The sequence below is a fragment of the Lactobacillus sp. A27 genome (assembly GCF_016742815.1).
Classification (GTDB): domain Bacteria; phylum Bacillota; class Bacilli; order Lactobacillales; family Lactobacillaceae; genus Lactobacillus; species Lactobacillus gallinarum.
The window spans coordinates 25,211-40,172 of record NZ_JAEHNT010000019.1; the positions used below are offsets into that span (position 1 = coordinate 25,211).

15 protein-coding genes are annotated in these 14,962 nt (G+C 36.9%); 11 read left to right on the forward strand and 4 right to left on the reverse strand.

What is annotated here, in order from left to right; all coding sequences use genetic code 11:
* Positions 1-143: 143 nt before the first annotated feature.
* Together JEM49_RS03830 and cbpB are read right to left on the reverse strand one after the other, a co-directional pair.
* The gene (locus JEM49_RS03830) at positions 144-2,000 is read right to left on the reverse strand and encodes a heavy metal translocating P-type ATPase (RefSeq protein WP_201873720.1); all 1,857 of its coding nucleotides are present in this window, start codon (positions 1,998-2,000) and stop codon (positions 144-146) included.
* Positions 2,001-2,133: 133 nt separating this feature from the next.
* A complete protein-coding gene (cbpB, locus tag JEM49_RS03835; RefSeq protein ID WP_025005988.1) occupies positions 2,134-2,604 on the reverse strand; it encodes a cyclic-di-AMP-binding protein CbpB in 471 nt (156 codons plus the stop codon).
* A gap of 576 nt (positions 2,605-3,180) precedes the next feature.
* Here cbpB and JEM49_RS03840 point away from each other — a divergent pair.
* The 10 genes from JEM49_RS03840 (at position 3,181) to JEM49_RS03885 (ending at position 11,754) form a co-directional block, all read left to right on the forward strand.
* Positions 3,181-4,317, forward strand: a complete 1,137-nt coding sequence (locus JEM49_RS03840; RefSeq protein WP_201873722.1) for a hypothetical protein — start codon at positions 3,181-3,183, stop codon at positions 4,315-4,317.
* An 18-nt stretch (positions 4,318-4,335) separates the two neighbouring features.
* Positions 4,336-4,632, forward strand: a complete 297-nt coding sequence (locus tag JEM49_RS03845) for a hypothetical protein (RefSeq protein ID WP_087236089.1) — start codon at positions 4,336-4,338, stop codon at positions 4,630-4,632.
* A 153-nt stretch (positions 4,633-4,785) separates the two neighbouring features.
* Positions 4,786-4,938: a teichoic acid D-Ala incorporation-associated protein DltX gene (locus JEM49_RS03850; RefSeq protein ID WP_025005985.1), complete on the forward strand. Its 153-nt coding sequence runs from the start codon at positions 4,786-4,788 to the stop codon at positions 4,936-4,938.
* A gap of 15 nt (positions 4,939-4,953) precedes the next feature.
* A complete protein-coding gene (gene dltA, locus JEM49_RS03855) occupies positions 4,954-6,471 on the forward strand; it encodes a D-alanine--poly(phosphoribitol) ligase subunit DltA (protein ID WP_025005984.1) in 1,518 nt (505 codons plus the stop codon).
* A complete protein-coding gene (gene dltB / locus JEM49_RS03860) occupies positions 6,471-7,709 on the forward strand; it encodes a D-alanyl-lipoteichoic acid biosynthesis protein DltB (RefSeq protein ID WP_201873724.1) in 1,239 nt (412 codons plus the stop codon). Before dltA ends, dltB begins: the two co-directional genes overlap by 1 nt.
* A gap of 58 nt (positions 7,710-7,767) precedes the next feature.
* A complete protein-coding gene (dltC, locus tag JEM49_RS03865) occupies positions 7,768-8,007 on the forward strand; it encodes a D-alanine--poly(phosphoribitol) ligase subunit DltC (protein WP_003625019.1) in 240 nt (79 codons plus the stop codon).
* Positions 8,000-9,286 (forward strand): D-alanyl-lipoteichoic acid biosynthesis protein DltD, encoded by a 1,287-nt coding sequence (gene dltD, locus JEM49_RS03870; RefSeq protein WP_201873726.1) that lies wholly within the window; start codon positions 8,000-8,002, stop codon positions 9,284-9,286. The genes dltC and dltD overlap by 8 nt, the downstream gene beginning before the upstream one ends.
* The gene (locus tag JEM49_RS03875; RefSeq protein ID WP_087176265.1) at positions 9,286-10,230 is read left to right on the forward strand and encodes a serine hydrolase domain-containing protein; all 945 of its coding nucleotides are present in this window, start codon (positions 9,286-9,288) and stop codon (positions 10,228-10,230) included. The genes dltD and JEM49_RS03875 overlap by 1 nt, the downstream gene beginning before the upstream one ends.
* 217 nt (positions 10,231-10,447) lie before the next feature.
* Positions 10,448-10,807, forward strand: coding sequence for a hypothetical protein (locus JEM49_RS03880; RefSeq protein WP_201873745.1), 360 nt, complete (start codon positions 10,448-10,450; stop codon positions 10,805-10,807).
* Between the two features lie 272 nt (positions 10,808-11,079).
* Positions 11,080-11,754: a DUF975 family protein gene (locus JEM49_RS03885; RefSeq protein ID WP_201873728.1), complete on the forward strand. Its 675-nt coding sequence runs from the start codon at positions 11,080-11,082 to the stop codon at positions 11,752-11,754.
* 65 nt (positions 11,755-11,819) lie between these two features.
* Here JEM49_RS03885 and JEM49_RS03890 read toward each other — a convergent pair whose 3' ends face one another.
* On the reverse strand, positions 11,820-12,779 hold the full coding sequence (locus tag JEM49_RS03890) for a GH25 family lysozyme (protein WP_201873729.1): 960 nt from the start codon (positions 12,777-12,779) through the stop codon (positions 11,820-11,822).
* Positions 12,780-13,052: 273 nt separating this feature from the next.
* Here JEM49_RS03890 and JEM49_RS03895 point away from each other — a divergent pair, with 273 nt between their 5' ends.
* Positions 13,053-14,669: a putative polysaccharide biosynthesis protein gene (locus JEM49_RS03895; protein WP_201873730.1), complete on the forward strand. Its 1,617-nt coding sequence runs from the start codon at positions 13,053-13,055 to the stop codon at positions 14,667-14,669.
* 39 nt (positions 14,670-14,708) lie between these two features.
* Here JEM49_RS03895 and JEM49_RS03900 read toward each other — a convergent pair whose 3' ends face one another.
* Positions 14,709-14,945 carry a hypothetical protein gene (locus tag JEM49_RS03900; RefSeq protein ID WP_025005976.1) on the reverse strand — a complete coding sequence of 79 codons (237 nt, stop codon included), beginning with the start codon at positions 14,943-14,945 and terminating at the stop codon, positions 14,709-14,711.
* Positions 14,946-14,962 lie beyond the last annotated feature (17 nt).

Here is a 14,962-nt window from a genome sequence, read left to right on the forward strand (position 1 = left end):
CTAAGAGAATTACTTATAATGATGTGGTCTCTTTCTTTAAGATTATAATATGATACCTTTAGAGTTAAACAATTTAATAAAATAAAAAGCTCTAGAATCATCTCGACTCTAGAGCTTGTATTTTGTTAATATCTAATTTTTACTTACTCTTCCAAACCAAATTGCTTGTTGCTTGGCTTAGTCTTAGCAAGAAGTCCCAAACTGATAGTGATCATGTCGACAACTTCCTGTAAGATAGCACCCCAAAAGGCAGGAATGACACCGGTGAAGGCGATCAATTCGATGATGATAACCACACCAATAGCAGTTAAAACATCGATGTTGGCAACCTTCATTGTATGTTTAGAAATAGCAACCGCATCATTAACCTTAGATAAATCGTTAACCATGATAACGGCATCGGCACTTTCACTGGCAGCTGTTGCGCCTTTAGCACCCATAGCGATACCGACATCAGCGGCAGTTAAGCTTGGAGCATCGTTAACACCGTCACCAGTCATAACGACAGGACGCAAGTCTTTTGGTACTTCCTTGATAGCCTTAATCTTTTCAGCTGGTAAAAGATCGGCACGAATATCAGTAATGCCAGCTTTTTTACCAACCTTTTCAGCAACTTGCTTGTGGTCACCAGTAAGCATCATGATGTCTTCTGCACCTTGGCGCTTCAACTTCGCAATTGTATCAGCCGTTTCTGGACGAATTTCATCCATCATAGTAATGTAACCGGCAAACTTGCCATCGACTGAAACGAAGACAGCAGTTGAAGTTACGTCAATCTTTTCATGATTAGGATCTACGAAGCTTAATTTACCCACCTTAACATGCTTGCCATTGACGTCACCTTCAACACCTTGAGCGGTAGTTTCCTTTAAGTTGGTAACTGGCTTGATTAACTTGCTGTCAGTAGCCTTAACCAAAGAACTGGCAATAACGTGGCTAGATTGTTGTTCAACACTAGCAGCTAAGCTTTGTAATTCTTCTTTTGAAAGAGCATCGCCTTCAGGGATGATTTGGTCAACCACCAATTGATTTTCAGTTAAAGTACCAGTCTTATCAAAGGCAAAAGTCTTAGCACGAGCTAACTTTTCAAGAGTTGGACCTGACTTAACAATAATGTGGTGAGCTGACATTGAACTCATACCACTGACTAAAGCAACAGGAGCTGCGATCAAAAGTGGACATGGAGAAGCAACAACCATAACTTCCGCAAATCTTGTAGCATCCCCAGACACTGCCCATGCAACACCACCAATAATCAATGAGATGATGGTAAATGGAACGGCGTAACGGTCGGCCATCTTAACGAACTTAGCTGGTTGAGCTTGTGATGACTTAACCAAAGCGACAATTGACTGATATTCTGAGTCCTTAGCAGCCTTAGTAACCTTCATCTGGACGGCAGCATCACCGTTAACGGAACCAGACATCAAGTCATCGCCTGGCTTTTTAGCAACAGGAACAGATTCACCGGTCAATGATGATTGGTCAAAGTTTGATTCACCTTTAACAATTTCACCATCAACTGGAACTTGTTGACCTGGTTTAATTAAAACAATGTCACCGATTTTCAAATCATCAACATTGACTTCGGTAATCTTGCCGTTGATTAACTTGTTGGCGATTCTAGGAGTATTGTTCAAAAGGGAACGCAATTCCTTGCTGGCTTGACCTGTAGCGTAGTCCTCCAGAGTTTCACCACCAGTAGACATTACCAAGATCATCCATTCAGCCCAATAATTGTTGATTAAAATAGTAGAAACAATCGCAATTACGGCTAAAATATCGACACCGTAACGGCCGGATTTCCAGTCATTGAATATTTCCATTAACAAAAGAACGGAAATCCAAATACCCAAAATGTCGATGATAATTGCTTGCGGATTCATTTGCAATTTAAGAATTGGCGTTACAAATAGAGTAGAAGCATGTAAACCAAATTCAAAAATTAAACTTATTACCCCGGCAATTAAAACGACAATAAATTTCCATTGACGTTTCATATGTATAGCCTCCAAAAAAGTAAATATATCACTCTACTCAAAACATTCTAACATTCTTTTACCATAAGAATACGTAAATAGAATTCTATTTTTCTTCATTAAAAAAGGCAGTCCATAATAGACTGCCCGTGGGTTATTTTATTTTGATTGATTTGTAGTGCTTATCATATGTATGGGTAACATAGTTAAAGGCTTTGATCCACTCTCGTCTAGTAAGTAATCCTTGGAAAACGCCGCGGTCATCGACGACCGGTAAAAAGGCGTTGTTAATCAATAAATGAAGCTGCGCCTCTAGCGTAGTTTCGACAAAATTTATTTTATCGAACTTGGTTTGCATGACATCTTTAACCTTTAATTGATCTAAAGGTGCGGTAGAAATTTCTTCATTCGTTAGCATCTTGTCTGTAATCATCGCTAAACTAAGCAGACCAACCACTTTTTTATCTTTATCTAAAACTGGAATTTTAGAATATTTAACTTTAGTAAGGATTAAAAAGGCATGATATAAAGGATTGTCATCTTGAACAAAGGCAATCCGGCTAGCTGGAATTAAAAACGAACCTGATTTTTCTTGAATTAAGTGTTTGATTGATGGTGAAAACATATTTGCGCCTCTTTTCTATCTTAAGTATACAGGAAAAAAGGAAAAGGCCCGCAAGATTTTGCGGACCTTATTAGTTTCATCTACTTTGGAGGAGTAAGAATGAATGAAATAAAAAAAGTGGGAGTATGTAACAAGTTTCTACCGCCTTGTTACATTTTTTATAATACAGGCTAAATGTGAATTAAAAATGTTCAAATTCTTATGAAAAGGTAAAGATTTGCTTGTGAAGTATTTAAGAAATTGATTTTGGGCATAAGAAAAGCTCACGCAACGCACGTGAGCCGAAAGGGATAGATATGAAATTGACTAATTGGAGTAAGTCAATTCTTTTTATTTTCATTATTTACTTGGAGGAGTATGAATGAAAAACAAAAAAGTTGAGTTGTAGTAGTAAGTGGAATTCTTACTTGCTACATTACACAGTATAACCTTAAATTGTGAAAAAAGTGTGACGAAATAAACTTTATTTTCGAAAAATCTATATTTTTAATGAAAATTCGTGGCAGATTAGTAAAAGTATAATGAATGTGGCTATAATGTTAGACATGTCAAAAAGGTAAAGAAAGGAACAGTTCGGTGAAAAAATTTGGAAAGTTTGTTTTGCAATTGATAATAACTGTTCTCATCTTAGTAGGTGTCGGAACAGGCGGCTATTTTGGCTATCAATGGTTGCAGAAACAAGAGATGCTGCGAGAGCGTCCTAAAGTAGTAAAAGCTAATGATGGAACAAATACGAGTGCAGCTTGGCATAATTTCAAAAACTATCAAAAAGCTTTACGTGAAAACTATCCTTTTATTAATAAAGTATCTACTTATGTTCCGCCGAGGACATGGGACGGAAAAGATTTTATTATTCCAGGACTGATTTCAACTAAGGCCTACAATTTTAAAACTAAAAAATACGATGTAGCAACTGCAATGACGCCTCAAGGAATCGCGGTAGCGAGCCAGTACATTTTAATTACTGCCTATGACGGGGATCATGTTCATGCTTCCGTTATCTATGTTTTAGATAAAAAGACGGGTAAATATATTAAGACAATTCAAGTCCCAGGTAGGCCGCATTTAGGCGGTATTGCATATGATCCCGTTGCTAAAAATATTTGGATTACAGGTTCATTAGGTAAGTCCTCAGCTTTAGCCGCATTTTCATTAAAAGAAATGAAAGAATATAAGCCAGGAAGCAGAATTCCAATTAAATATGATCACCAGATTGCAATTCCAGCAGTTGAAAAAGCATCTGCAGTTACCTATTATGACAGTCAATTATTTGTTGGATTCTTCAATATGTATGGACGCGGCAAAGTTGCGGCATATCGAATTGCTCGTAGCGGCAAAAACAAAGGTTCGATTACTAATAATGAAGTGAAATCTGTTACGGGTACGCTGCAGTGGTCAGATCCAACTGGCGAAACTAGCATGGATAAGCAGATTCAAGGGATTGCAATTTATCAAAATAAGATCTTCTTGAGTCAGTCATACGGTAGCGGTAGTTCTAAGCTGTACGTTTTCCCAACTTCTGCCTTAAATGCATTAGATGAAAAGAATGCGGAGTTAGAACTAGAAATGCCGCCATATTTGGAGCAGATTACAGCTTATAAAGGGCAACTACTTTGTCTATTTGAATCCGCGTCGCAGCAATATGCTAAGCCGAATGTTGTAGTAATGGATCGGATTTTATCCATCAATATTAATGCGTTGTTTGGCAATTAGGATGAAAGGAAACAAGCGATGAATCTCAATTACCGTCAAAAGGAAATCTTTTGGTTGCGTTTTGCGGGCTGGTTTTGCCTGCTGCCTGCAACAACGTATCTGTATTTGTATCAAAATCTACACTCATGGTTTTGTTTAGGCGAATTAATCATTATCGTATTGTTTGCAGCGTATATTTTGGCCACGGCAAAAAGCGATCGTTGGACTGATCCTAAAAATATGATGCGACTATTGATCTTTGCTTTAATTTTTGTTGCGGTAATTATAGCCATTCCGCTGTACTTCGCATACCGCAATTGCAAAAAAATGCAATAATAAAACGTTTTCCGTATATTTTATGCAGCCTTAATTTAAGAAAAAGTTTAAATTTGTTAAAATATATAGCGATGATGCGCTGATTGTTGCTATTTGTAGTAATATAAGACAAAGTAATAAAATGTTACAAAAATATTACTTGAGGGAGAAACAATGGATAAGAAATCGAAAATTGATTCTCGAGGCAAACGCGTCGGTATGTTTGTCTTGAAAACGATTGTTTATTTTGGGATCCTGATGGCCCTTATTTATTTGTATGAATATAGTGGACTTACTTCAGTTCATTTCATTTATAACGAATTTTAAGGTAGGTGCTGTTACATGATTCAAGATGTTATTAAGAGAATAGATGAGATAGCTGAACAAGAACCAGATCGTGTTGTTTACGACTATCTTGGTAAAACCAATACATATGGCGAACTTAAGCAGCGTTCCAATGCGTGGGCACACAAGATTGCTGCGATGGATATTCCAGATCATGCTCCAATCATGATCTGGGGTGGTCAAACTTTTGAAATGGTTGCTAGTTTCCTTGGCTGTGTTAAGTCAGGGCACGCATATATTCCAATTGCTAGTTACTCAAACGCTGAACGTTTGACCATGATTCAAGATGTTTCAAAATCACCATTGGTTTTGGAAATTGACCCATTGCCAGACGTTAACTTAGACAACGTTAAGGTACTTAAGGCTAGTGAAGTTGAAGATGGCGACTTCACTGTTGACGAAAGCAAATTTGTTGAAGGCGATGAAAACTACTACATCATCTTCACTTCAGGTACTACTGGTAAGCCTAAGGGTGTACAAATCAGTCACGATAACTTACTCAGCTTTGTAAACTGGGAGTTATCAGACTTTAATTTGCCAGAACACCCAAGTTTCTTGGCCCAAGCTCCATACTCATTCGACTTGTCAGTAATGAGTCTTTACCCTGCACTTGTTTCAGCAGGTAAGCTTGTTGTATTGCCACACGATGTAACGCAAAACTTTGGTCAATTGTTCCAAACTTTGCCAAAGATGCAATTTAATGTTTGGGTATCAACCCCATCATTTGCACAAATGTGTTTCTTGGATAAGACTTTTGATTCTGAACATCATCCAGACCTTAGTCACTTCTTATTCTGTGGTGAAGAATTACCACACAGCGAAGCAGACATGCTTAAGAAGAGATTCCCAGAAAGCCATATCTTCAACACTTACGGTCCAACCGAAACAACTGTTGCCGTAACGCAAGTTGAAATTACTGACGACATTCTTAAGAAGTATGACCGTTTACCAATCGGTAAGGTTAAGGAAGACACCAAGATCACTATTGATACTTCAAAGGGTGATAAGCCTGGCGAAGGTGAAATTATCATTAGCGGTCCTAGCGTTTCAAAGGGTTACATGAACAACCCTGAAAAAACTGAAGCTGCCTTCTTCCAAAAGGATGACGACAAGTACTGTAGCTACCGCAGTGGGGATGCTGGATTCTTTGATGACGGCGACATGCTCTTCTATCGCGGTAGAATTGACTTCCAAATCAAGTTCAATGGTTACAGAATCGAACTTGAAGAAATCAACTTCTACTTAACTAAGAATAAATACGTTCGTTATGGCGTTGCGGCACCTAAATACAATAAGGACCACACTGTTAAGCAAATCGTTGCAGAAATCGAATTAAAGGAAGGCGTAGCGCGTCAGCACTCAGAAGCTGCTTTAACTAAGGAAATTCGTGAAGATTTAGCTAAGAACGTTATGCCTTACATGATTCCACAACGTTTTGTTTACCAAGATAAATTGCCAATTTCTCAAAATGGCAAGGTAGATATCAAAGCGGTTATTAAGGAGGTTAATAAGTAGTGAATTTTAATTTCATTAACTTACAACCTTATTCAAATCCGCAATATTTCATTTATTTGATGATTGCTTTAATCCCAATCATTTTGGGGTTATACTTCGGTCATCGTTTCAAGACATATGAAGCAATTTTCTCAATTGTTTTCTTATTCTTGATTTTTGATGGTAGTCACTGGCAACAAGGGGTTAACTTATTAATCTGGCTGGTTTATGAGTTTATTTTGACCTTTGCTTATCAGTATTATCGTCATCACGGTAAAAATAAGACTTGGGTATTTAGCTTAGCAGTAATTCTGGCAATTATTCCATTAGCTGCAGTTAAATATTTAACTGCTTTTCCTGATAATTCCATCGGCTTTGTAATTGGGTTCTTAGGTATTTCATATGTAACCTTTAAGACCGTTCAAGTTATTATGGAAATGCGTGATGGTGCGATTAAGAAGGTGGATCCTGTAACTTATGCAAGATTCTTGCTCTTCTTCCCAACCATTTCATCAGGTCCTATTGATCGTTACCGTAGATTTAAGAAGGATTATGAAAAGGTCCCTACAAGGGATGCATATATTACTGATTTGCAATATGCAGTAAGATATTTATTCCAAGGCTTTTTATATAAGTTTGTTATTGGTTGGTTCTTTGGTACTTATTGGTTACCAAAGATCACTGCCTCTGCATTAGCAGTCGGCAATGCAAATGGTGGTTTGAAGCTTTCATGGTGGGTACTTGCTTACATGTATTGTTACAGTATGTACTTGTTCTTTGACTTTGCAGGTTATTCATTATTTGCCGTATCAATTTCATACTTCATGGGTATTCATACCCCAATGAACTTCAATAAGCCATTTATTTCTAAGAACATTAAAGATTTCTGGAATCGTTGGCATATGACTTTGTCATTCTGGTTCCGTGACTACATCTATATGCGATTCACTTTCTTTGCAATGAAGAAAAAATTGTTTAAGAATCGAATTAGATTGTCACAAGTTTCTTACTTCTTGCTCTTCTTAATCATGGGCTTTTGGCACGGACTTACTTGGTACTACATTGTTTATGGTATTTTCCATGCGACAGCAATCTGTATCAACGATGCTTGGCTCAGATTTAAGATAAAGCATAAGAAACAAATTCCACATAATAAGTTTACTGAATGGTTCGCCATTTTCTTAACCTTTAACGTAGTTTGCTTCAGTTTCTTGATTTTCTCAGGATTTCTTAGTCAACTATGGTTCGGTTGGAAATAAGCTTATATAATATGGAATGATATTAATTAAGTATTTGTGTTGAATAGAGGTATTAATTATGGACACTAAACAAGGCGTATTAGACATTTTAAACGATTTAACTGGTGAAGATTTATCAGATCAAATGGATGAAAACATCTTTGACAATGGTTTGATGGACTCAATGGCAAGTGTACAAATGCTTTTGAGCTTACAAGAAAAGTTTGATATTGATGTTCCTGTTTCAGAATTCAACCGTGCTGAATGGGATACTCCAAATAAGATTGTTGCAAAGGTGGAAAGCTTAGAAAATGAGTAATAAACGCCGGCTGTGGCAAATTTTTGGCCCAGTTATTTGCGCTTTTATCCTTTTATTAGTTGTATTCCTTATTCCCTGGGAAAGAACTTTTTCTAAGCAAACAATCTATGAAGCTGCTGCTTCACAAAATACTACTGTCTTTAAGGGCAGTACAATGAAGCAAGAAGCTTTTGATGACGGCTATGTACCTTTCTATGGTTCAAGTGAATTATCAAGATTTGATCCATTGCACCCTAGTGTAATTGCGGAAAAGTATCATAGAAATTACCGTCCATTCTTGCTTGGTGGTCCAGGTAGTCAATCTTTGGCTCAGTTTTTGGGGATGCAAGGCACAGCTAAGCAACTTAAGAATAAAAAGGCTGTTGTGATTATTTCACCACAATGGTTTACCAAAAAGGGTCAAGATCCTAATGCCTTTGCTTTGTATTATTCACCACTTCAAGCATGTAATTTCTTGTTAAGTGCTAAGAATAATAAGACTGATCGTTACGCTGCTAAGCGTTTGCTTGAAATGCCAGACGTTAAGGGCGAAATTAAGAATAGTCTTCAGCAAATTGCGGAAGGTAAGAAACTAACCACTTTCCAAAAGTTTTACTTAAACAATCGTCGTAGAATGCTCAGTAATGAAGATAACTTCTTCAGCGCATTCCAGTTGCGCGATCGTGTAAATAAGATTCAAAAGAAAGCTAAAGTTTTACCAAGTGCATACTCTGTTAAGGCTTTGAATAAGGTCGCTGCAGAACAAGCTGCAATGCATACTAATTCAAATAACTTAGGAATTGACAATACTTTCTATAGAACTCGTTTGCCTAAGAAGATATTGAAGCGTTTGAAGGGTAGTCAACGTAATTTCGACTATGTTCACTCAGTTGAATATGGTGACTTCCAATTAATGCTGGAACAATTTGCTAAGCAACATACTAATGTATTGTTCATTATTCCTCCAATTAACGGAAAATGGATGAAGTACACTGGTTTATCAGAAAAGATGTACCAGGAATCTGTTGCTAAGATTGAACACCAACTTGTTAACCAAGGTTTTGAAAATGTAGTAGATTTTTCAAAACGTGGTAATGAAAAGTACTTCATGGAAGATACTATTCACTTAGGTTGGAAAGGATGGGTTGCAGTTGATCAAGCTGTTAAGCCATTCATGGAATTACCAAATAGACGTTACAACTACTACATGTCTAACTACTACTACTCTAAGAAGTGGCAGAATAAAGACGATGTTAAGAGCGTCGATTTGACTAATAAGAACAGTTTAAAAGCAAAGTAGTGCGCCAGGCTATTGATCGTTTAGGCATTAAAGGATCTGTCTTGGTAACAAGCAACAGAAAACCTTTACTTGAGTACGCTACAAATAATAGTACTGACACTAGTTATTTGATTAATTCAGTGCAAAAATCAATGACCGCTGCGATGGTCATGCGTGAGGTACAAAAGGGAAAGCTGAGTTTAGATGATCCACTTTCTAAGTTTTACCCTAACGTAGATGGTGCAGATAATGTCAAGATTAGCAACTTGTTAACCATGACTTCTGGATTAGATCTAGAAACTGATCAACAATTGGGGACACCGGAATTTATTTCAGATGAAGCCAATATTGCTCACGATGCAAAATACACTGTGTTTGACGGTAGAAAGTTAGGCAAGTGGCATTATACAGCTGTAAACTACATTTACCTTTGTGGTATCTTGTCTAAGCTTGAACATAAGTCTTATGAAAAACTATTCCGTGAGACTTACATCAAGCCGCTTAAGTTAAAGCAAACCGAATTTTTATGGTCAAGCATGACTAAGTTGAAATCTGCAGGCTGGGTTCCAGGCTACGAAAGAAGTTCTGGTCAATTCATGAGAGTTGATCATGATCAGGCTGTGAAGGATGCACATAATGAATTAGGTGCAGGCTCTATTGTGATGTCTAATGCTGATTTAGCAAAAACGATTGAGTATATCCTACATGGTAAATTACTGACTAAAGAAAGCAGAAAAGTGCTTTTCAAGGGTAAGGCACCGTCATACTACAATGGTGGTTTTTATAACTTGAAGAAGTACAAGGCAGCTAATGGTGCTGGTGAAGGTTATTACACCTTCTTGCGTACTACCAAAGGTGCTAAGGACATGATTATTATTCAGGATAATCACACTGCTCATGGCGAATTTGGTAAGATTAAAAAGAAAGTAAACCGCATTATGTCGATAATGCTGCACTTTAATTAAAGAGAAAGGACGAGGCGTTGAGCCTCGTCTTTTTTGCGTATGTAAGTGAATTTGTTTAATATATAGCTAATACTATTTTAAATTATAAATATATAGAATAAAAAACAGCTTATGGTCTATAATTTAAGTGAATCATAAAAGCGATTTAATTGGAAAGCGCGAATATTATGGCAACTTTAGTTACATATGGTGTATTTGTTTTTATTGCAATAATGGAATGGGTATTGTTCAAATTTTAATTAGTAATTCTGTTATGAAGCAAACTGCTGGTAATAAAGGATATAATGCTGCCAACGTTGGACGCAATAGTAGAAGAATCGGTTATGCTTTAATTATCATAGGCATTGGGCTAATCATCTTATGGTCTGCTGGCAATGCCAATAATGGTGCTATCTATAAGTGGACTGCAATTGTTGCAGGAATTTTTGTAACAATTATCGGAATTTATAACGCTTGGCAAATTCACAAATCTATTAATGCTGAGCATCCCATCAAAGAAGGTAAAAACGCAGGTCATCTTGCAATAGCAGTATTACAAATTATCTTTGGCATTATCGCAATTATTTGTGGATTATAACTATCAAAATAACAATCTGTATCAATCCGTGTCATTTTGCTTGTTTTTTATATTTTTGAATGCTAGAATTTTCATGTACCGCCGCTAGTAGTAGTCATTTTCTCCGGTAGCGAAAATGTTATCTTCTATATGTGGTCAGAGACGGCGGTCAACACTGTGTGAGCCTAGTTCCGTGTTGGTGGAATTAGGCTTTTTTTGATACCATTTTTTATTGACTATAATCTACGTTTAGGTGACACTAATTATGTAACTGATATAGAAAGAGTGGGAAAATGGCTGTTACAAGAAAAGAATTAAAAGACAATGCCAAGCAATCCTTACGTGGAAATTGGGGCTGGGCAATAATTGTCTTCTTGATTACCGCAATTATCGTTGGCATTTTTACTGGCGCTGGTCACTGGTTAGATGAAACTTACATAAATTATGACGGAACCAATATTTTCTACCAATTTGCTAGTCCAATTGGATCAATTCTCCTTTGGATCGGTAGTTTCATTGGTTTGAGTAGAAACATTGCATTTCTAGAATTAAGAGACGATCAAAAAGAAGAAAAACCATATATGGCTGCATTTTCAGTCTTTACTGAGAATCGCTTTGGTCCTGAATTGATTAATTTCGTGCTGGTTTCTATTTTTACATTCTTATGGACTTGGCTTTTGATTATCCCAGGTATTATCAAAGCTTATTCTTATTCCATGACACCGTATATCGTGAAGGACATGGTAGCCAGCGATAAGCAAGTCGGTGCAACTGACGGAATTAATGCCAGCAAGGAGCTCATGAAGGGCCACAAGATGAATTTGTTTATCTTTGACTTAAGTTTCCTAGGCTGGAACATTTTGGCCGCTATAACCTGCGGACTTGGCTATTTATGGGTTACTCCATATTACCAAACTGCTAAAGCAAACTTTTACCGTCACATTGCAGGCGATAAGTTCTTAAAGTAAAAAAGCAAAATAAAATGCATCAGGTAAGTTTTTACCTGGTGCATTTTTTGATAGCTAATTATTTTTTAGTAAAGGTTAGCAGCCTTGATGTATTTGTTTTTGCCAATCTTGTAGTACTTTTTACCATGAATGGTCTTCTTACCGTGAACAGTAACAGAATGGTTCTTCTTCAAGGCCTTGTGCTTCTTACGCTTGCCGTTCTTATCGTAAACATAAGCGTTGTGCTTCAATACACGAGCCTTACCGGTATTCTTCTTAGGAGCTTGAGAAACTGCATTACCTGATGATGAAAGTGGCAAAACGTTGATGTTACCGTCTACGTTAAGGCCACGCCAGTTATCAGTAAATTGCCAAATTGAAACACCGTTCATTGATGGGAAGTAGTTAAAGTTAGGATTGTCGATACGACCTGAAACAGCGTATGAAGCAACCCATAAACTGTTAGGAAATGCATTAACTACTTTGTTAGTGTTAATGTTGTTTCTCAATACAGATGAACTAGCGTAAAGAAGTGGCTTGTAACCAGCATCCTTAACTTTCTTCATGAAAGCAATAATTGCGTTAGCAGTAGGGTTCTTACCCATGTTGATGTTGTTACCATCGCCTGATTCATAATCACAAGCAAGGTATGAACCTGGGTTAAGACCTACAGCCTTGGCTGATGCAATAGCATAATTTGCTTCACGCTTAGCAGCTGAAGTGCTTGCACTGAAAGTAGCGAAGTGGTAGCCCATTGGCATCATGTTTTGACGACGTGCGCTAGCAACTTGACCACTAGCCTTAGGGTTTCTGTAGCCTGTACCTTCACTAACCTTAACTACAGCAAACTTAGCGCCAGATCTAGCGTGAGCAGACAAGTCAGCACTTTGGTAACTAGCAACGTCAATCCCAAGTGAACGTGCAGCTACGGAAGTAGTTGAAGCTTGCACAGTTTGTGGAGCTTGAGCCTTTACTGCAGCGATACCTGTAGTTGAAAAAATAGCAACGCATGCTAATTTAGTAATAAATCTCTTCTTAAAAAACAACGTAAATCCCCCATGATTTTTTTATTAATAGAATTATAAATAATCAGTAACTTTCACATAGAAACATTTCAATCATAATGATTATTCTGAGGCGGGTCAAGCCTCCTAACGATAAATTAAACTATAGGTAATAATATGGTAACTAATGTAACTAATTTGTATTATTCCTCGACTAAATTTCTCTAAAAAGAAGCCCCTTTGTTCCCAAAAATGAAAAAATCCACGTATAATTAATGAGGCACAATGAGATAACGTAGATTTGAGGTTTTACTGTTGAATAAAAAGATCCTATCGGGTTCGTTTTGGCTATCGTTTGGTAGTATCGTATCGAGAATTCTAGGAGTTGTATATTTAATTCCTTGGTTGATTATGTTGGGGAGCTATCACAACCAATTGAATGCGCAAGCTCTGTTTAATTCTTCGTACACGCCTTATGCATTATTTTTATCTGTCGGAACCGCGGGGCTTCCTTCAGTTATTGCCCGGGAAGTATCACAATTAAATTCGCAAAATAGATATAAAGATAGTTTGTATATTACCAAGCTGGGACTCATTATCATGTTAGTAATGGGGTTAGCCTGCGGAATTTTGCTATATGTAACTGCACCAATCATTGCTAAAAACAGTCCGGTTGATTCTGTAGCTAGTGCAACGATTTCAATTCGTGTTTTAGTTCCAGCTGTAATTATTTTGCCATCAATGAGTATGGTAAGAGGATGGTTTCAAGGAAATAATGATATGAAGCCATACGGAATTTCCCAATTATGGGAACAATTTGCGCGGATTCTCTTTATTTTGTTGGCAACTCTTTTAGTTATTGAGGTTTTTCATCATAATTACGTAATCGCAGTTTATTTTAGCGTTTTCGGTGCTTGTGTTGGCGCTATTGCTAGTTATTTGTACCTCTTTGCGTATTTACGCAAGCGGTGGGGTCATTATAAGCAGCTTCTTGAAAATAGCGAAGAGCGTGCTTTAAACAACGTAACACGAAGCTTGCTTAATCTGTGGTATGCTTCTATACCTTTTGTTTTATTAGGTTCTTTTATTACCGTTACTCAATTAGTAGATCAATTATTGTTCAAGCAGGTATTGATTAATTTTAATCATCTCAGCAGCACTTACGTTAGCTATATTTATACGATTTTTTCAGCTAATCCTAGCAAGATTACTACGGTAATTATTTCTTTAGCGACGGCTGTATCTGAAACAAGTTTGCCATTATTAGCCGGACTTAAGTTTAAGAGTAAGGATCGACAAGAAAGCATTAAAAAGTTATTGTTAGAAAACTACCGTTTACTTTTATTTGTATTAGTACCAGTAGTAGCATTAGGTGCATTTGCGGCATCACCAATTTATACGGTGCTGTTTTCTCATGATAGTCTCGGCGCATATTATCTAGTTGAAAATATTGTCCAGAGTTTGTTAGCTGGACTAGTAATGAATTCGTTGACTCTACTGCTTGCTTTGAATATGAATAAACTAGCCGTGATTTACATGGTTTGGGGCGTTGTGTTTAAAGTGATCTTGCAAGTCCCAATGACTATGTTTATGAATGCGGACGGTGCAATTTTATCTACGGACATTTCATTTTTGATTGTAATTTGGCTTAGCTATCATAAACTTAACAAGACCTATGGCATTCGTCTTACTAGCTTATTGCCAATTATGGTTACTAATGAGATTTATATAGTTATCTTGTTTATTTATCAATTGCTGATAGGAAATCACTTTAATCATTTAGGACGAGTGGGGAGTTTTATTTATTTAGCAATTTTTGGTTTAATCTTTTTAGGATTATACGTATTAATTTCGAACTTAATGGGTATTTCCCAAGAAATTTTTGGTAAAAAAATCGGCTATCGTTATTACCGTTATAAACATTATCATTAAAAAAGGCAGCAGGTTTTCCTGCCGCCTTTTTTAGTAGTTTTAATAGTTACGATTGATGTCGCCCATGCTGGAACGCATTGCTTCATCAACGTATCTTGACGTTTCAACATCAGCTTCTTTCAAAGCCTCTTGAACGTCTTTATAGCTCATTTGGTTAACGAGATAGAATCTCAATGCTGTATTAACTAAGTCATTAAAGTCAGTATCGTTAATTTCGTTATATTTGTCGATTAATTTAGCAATATCGCTATTTAATTCAAAGTGTTTTCTTGGCATAATTGTTCCCACCCTTT

Coding starts and splice junctions, on each gene's coding strand:
- JEM49_RS03830 (WP_201873720.1), bottom strand. CDS start 2,000: ATGAAACGTCAATGGAAATTTATTGTCGTTTTAATTGCCGGGGTAATA.
- cbpB (WP_025005988.1), bottom strand. CDS start 2,604: ATGTTTTCACCATCAATCAAACACTTAATTCAAGAAAAATCAGGTTCG.
- JEM49_RS03845 (WP_087236089.1), top strand. CDS start 4,336: ATGAATCTCAATTACCGTCAAAAGGAAATCTTTTGGTTGCGTTTTGCG.
- JEM49_RS03850 (WP_025005985.1), top strand. CDS start 4,786: ATGGATAAGAAATCGAAAATTGATTCTCGAGGCAAACGCGTCGGTATG.
- dltA (WP_025005984.1), top strand. CDS start 4,954: ATGATTCAAGATGTTATTAAGAGAATAGATGAGATAGCTGAACAAGAA.
- dltC (WP_003625019.1), top strand. CDS start 7,768: ATGGACACTAAACAAGGCGTATTAGACATTTTAAACGATTTAACTGGT.
- dltD (WP_201873726.1), top strand. CDS start 8,000: ATGAGTAATAAACGCCGGCTGTGGCAAATTTTTGGCCCAGTTATTTGC.
- JEM49_RS03880 (WP_201873745.1), top strand. CDS start 10,448: ATGGGTATTGTTCAAATTTTAATTAGTAATTCTGTTATGAAGCAAACT.
- JEM49_RS03885 (WP_201873728.1), top strand. CDS start 11,080: ATGGCTGTTACAAGAAAAGAATTAAAAGACAATGCCAAGCAATCCTTA.
- JEM49_RS03900 (WP_025005976.1), bottom strand. CDS start 14,945: ATGCCAAGAAAACACTTTGAATTAAATAGCGATATTGCTAAATTAATC.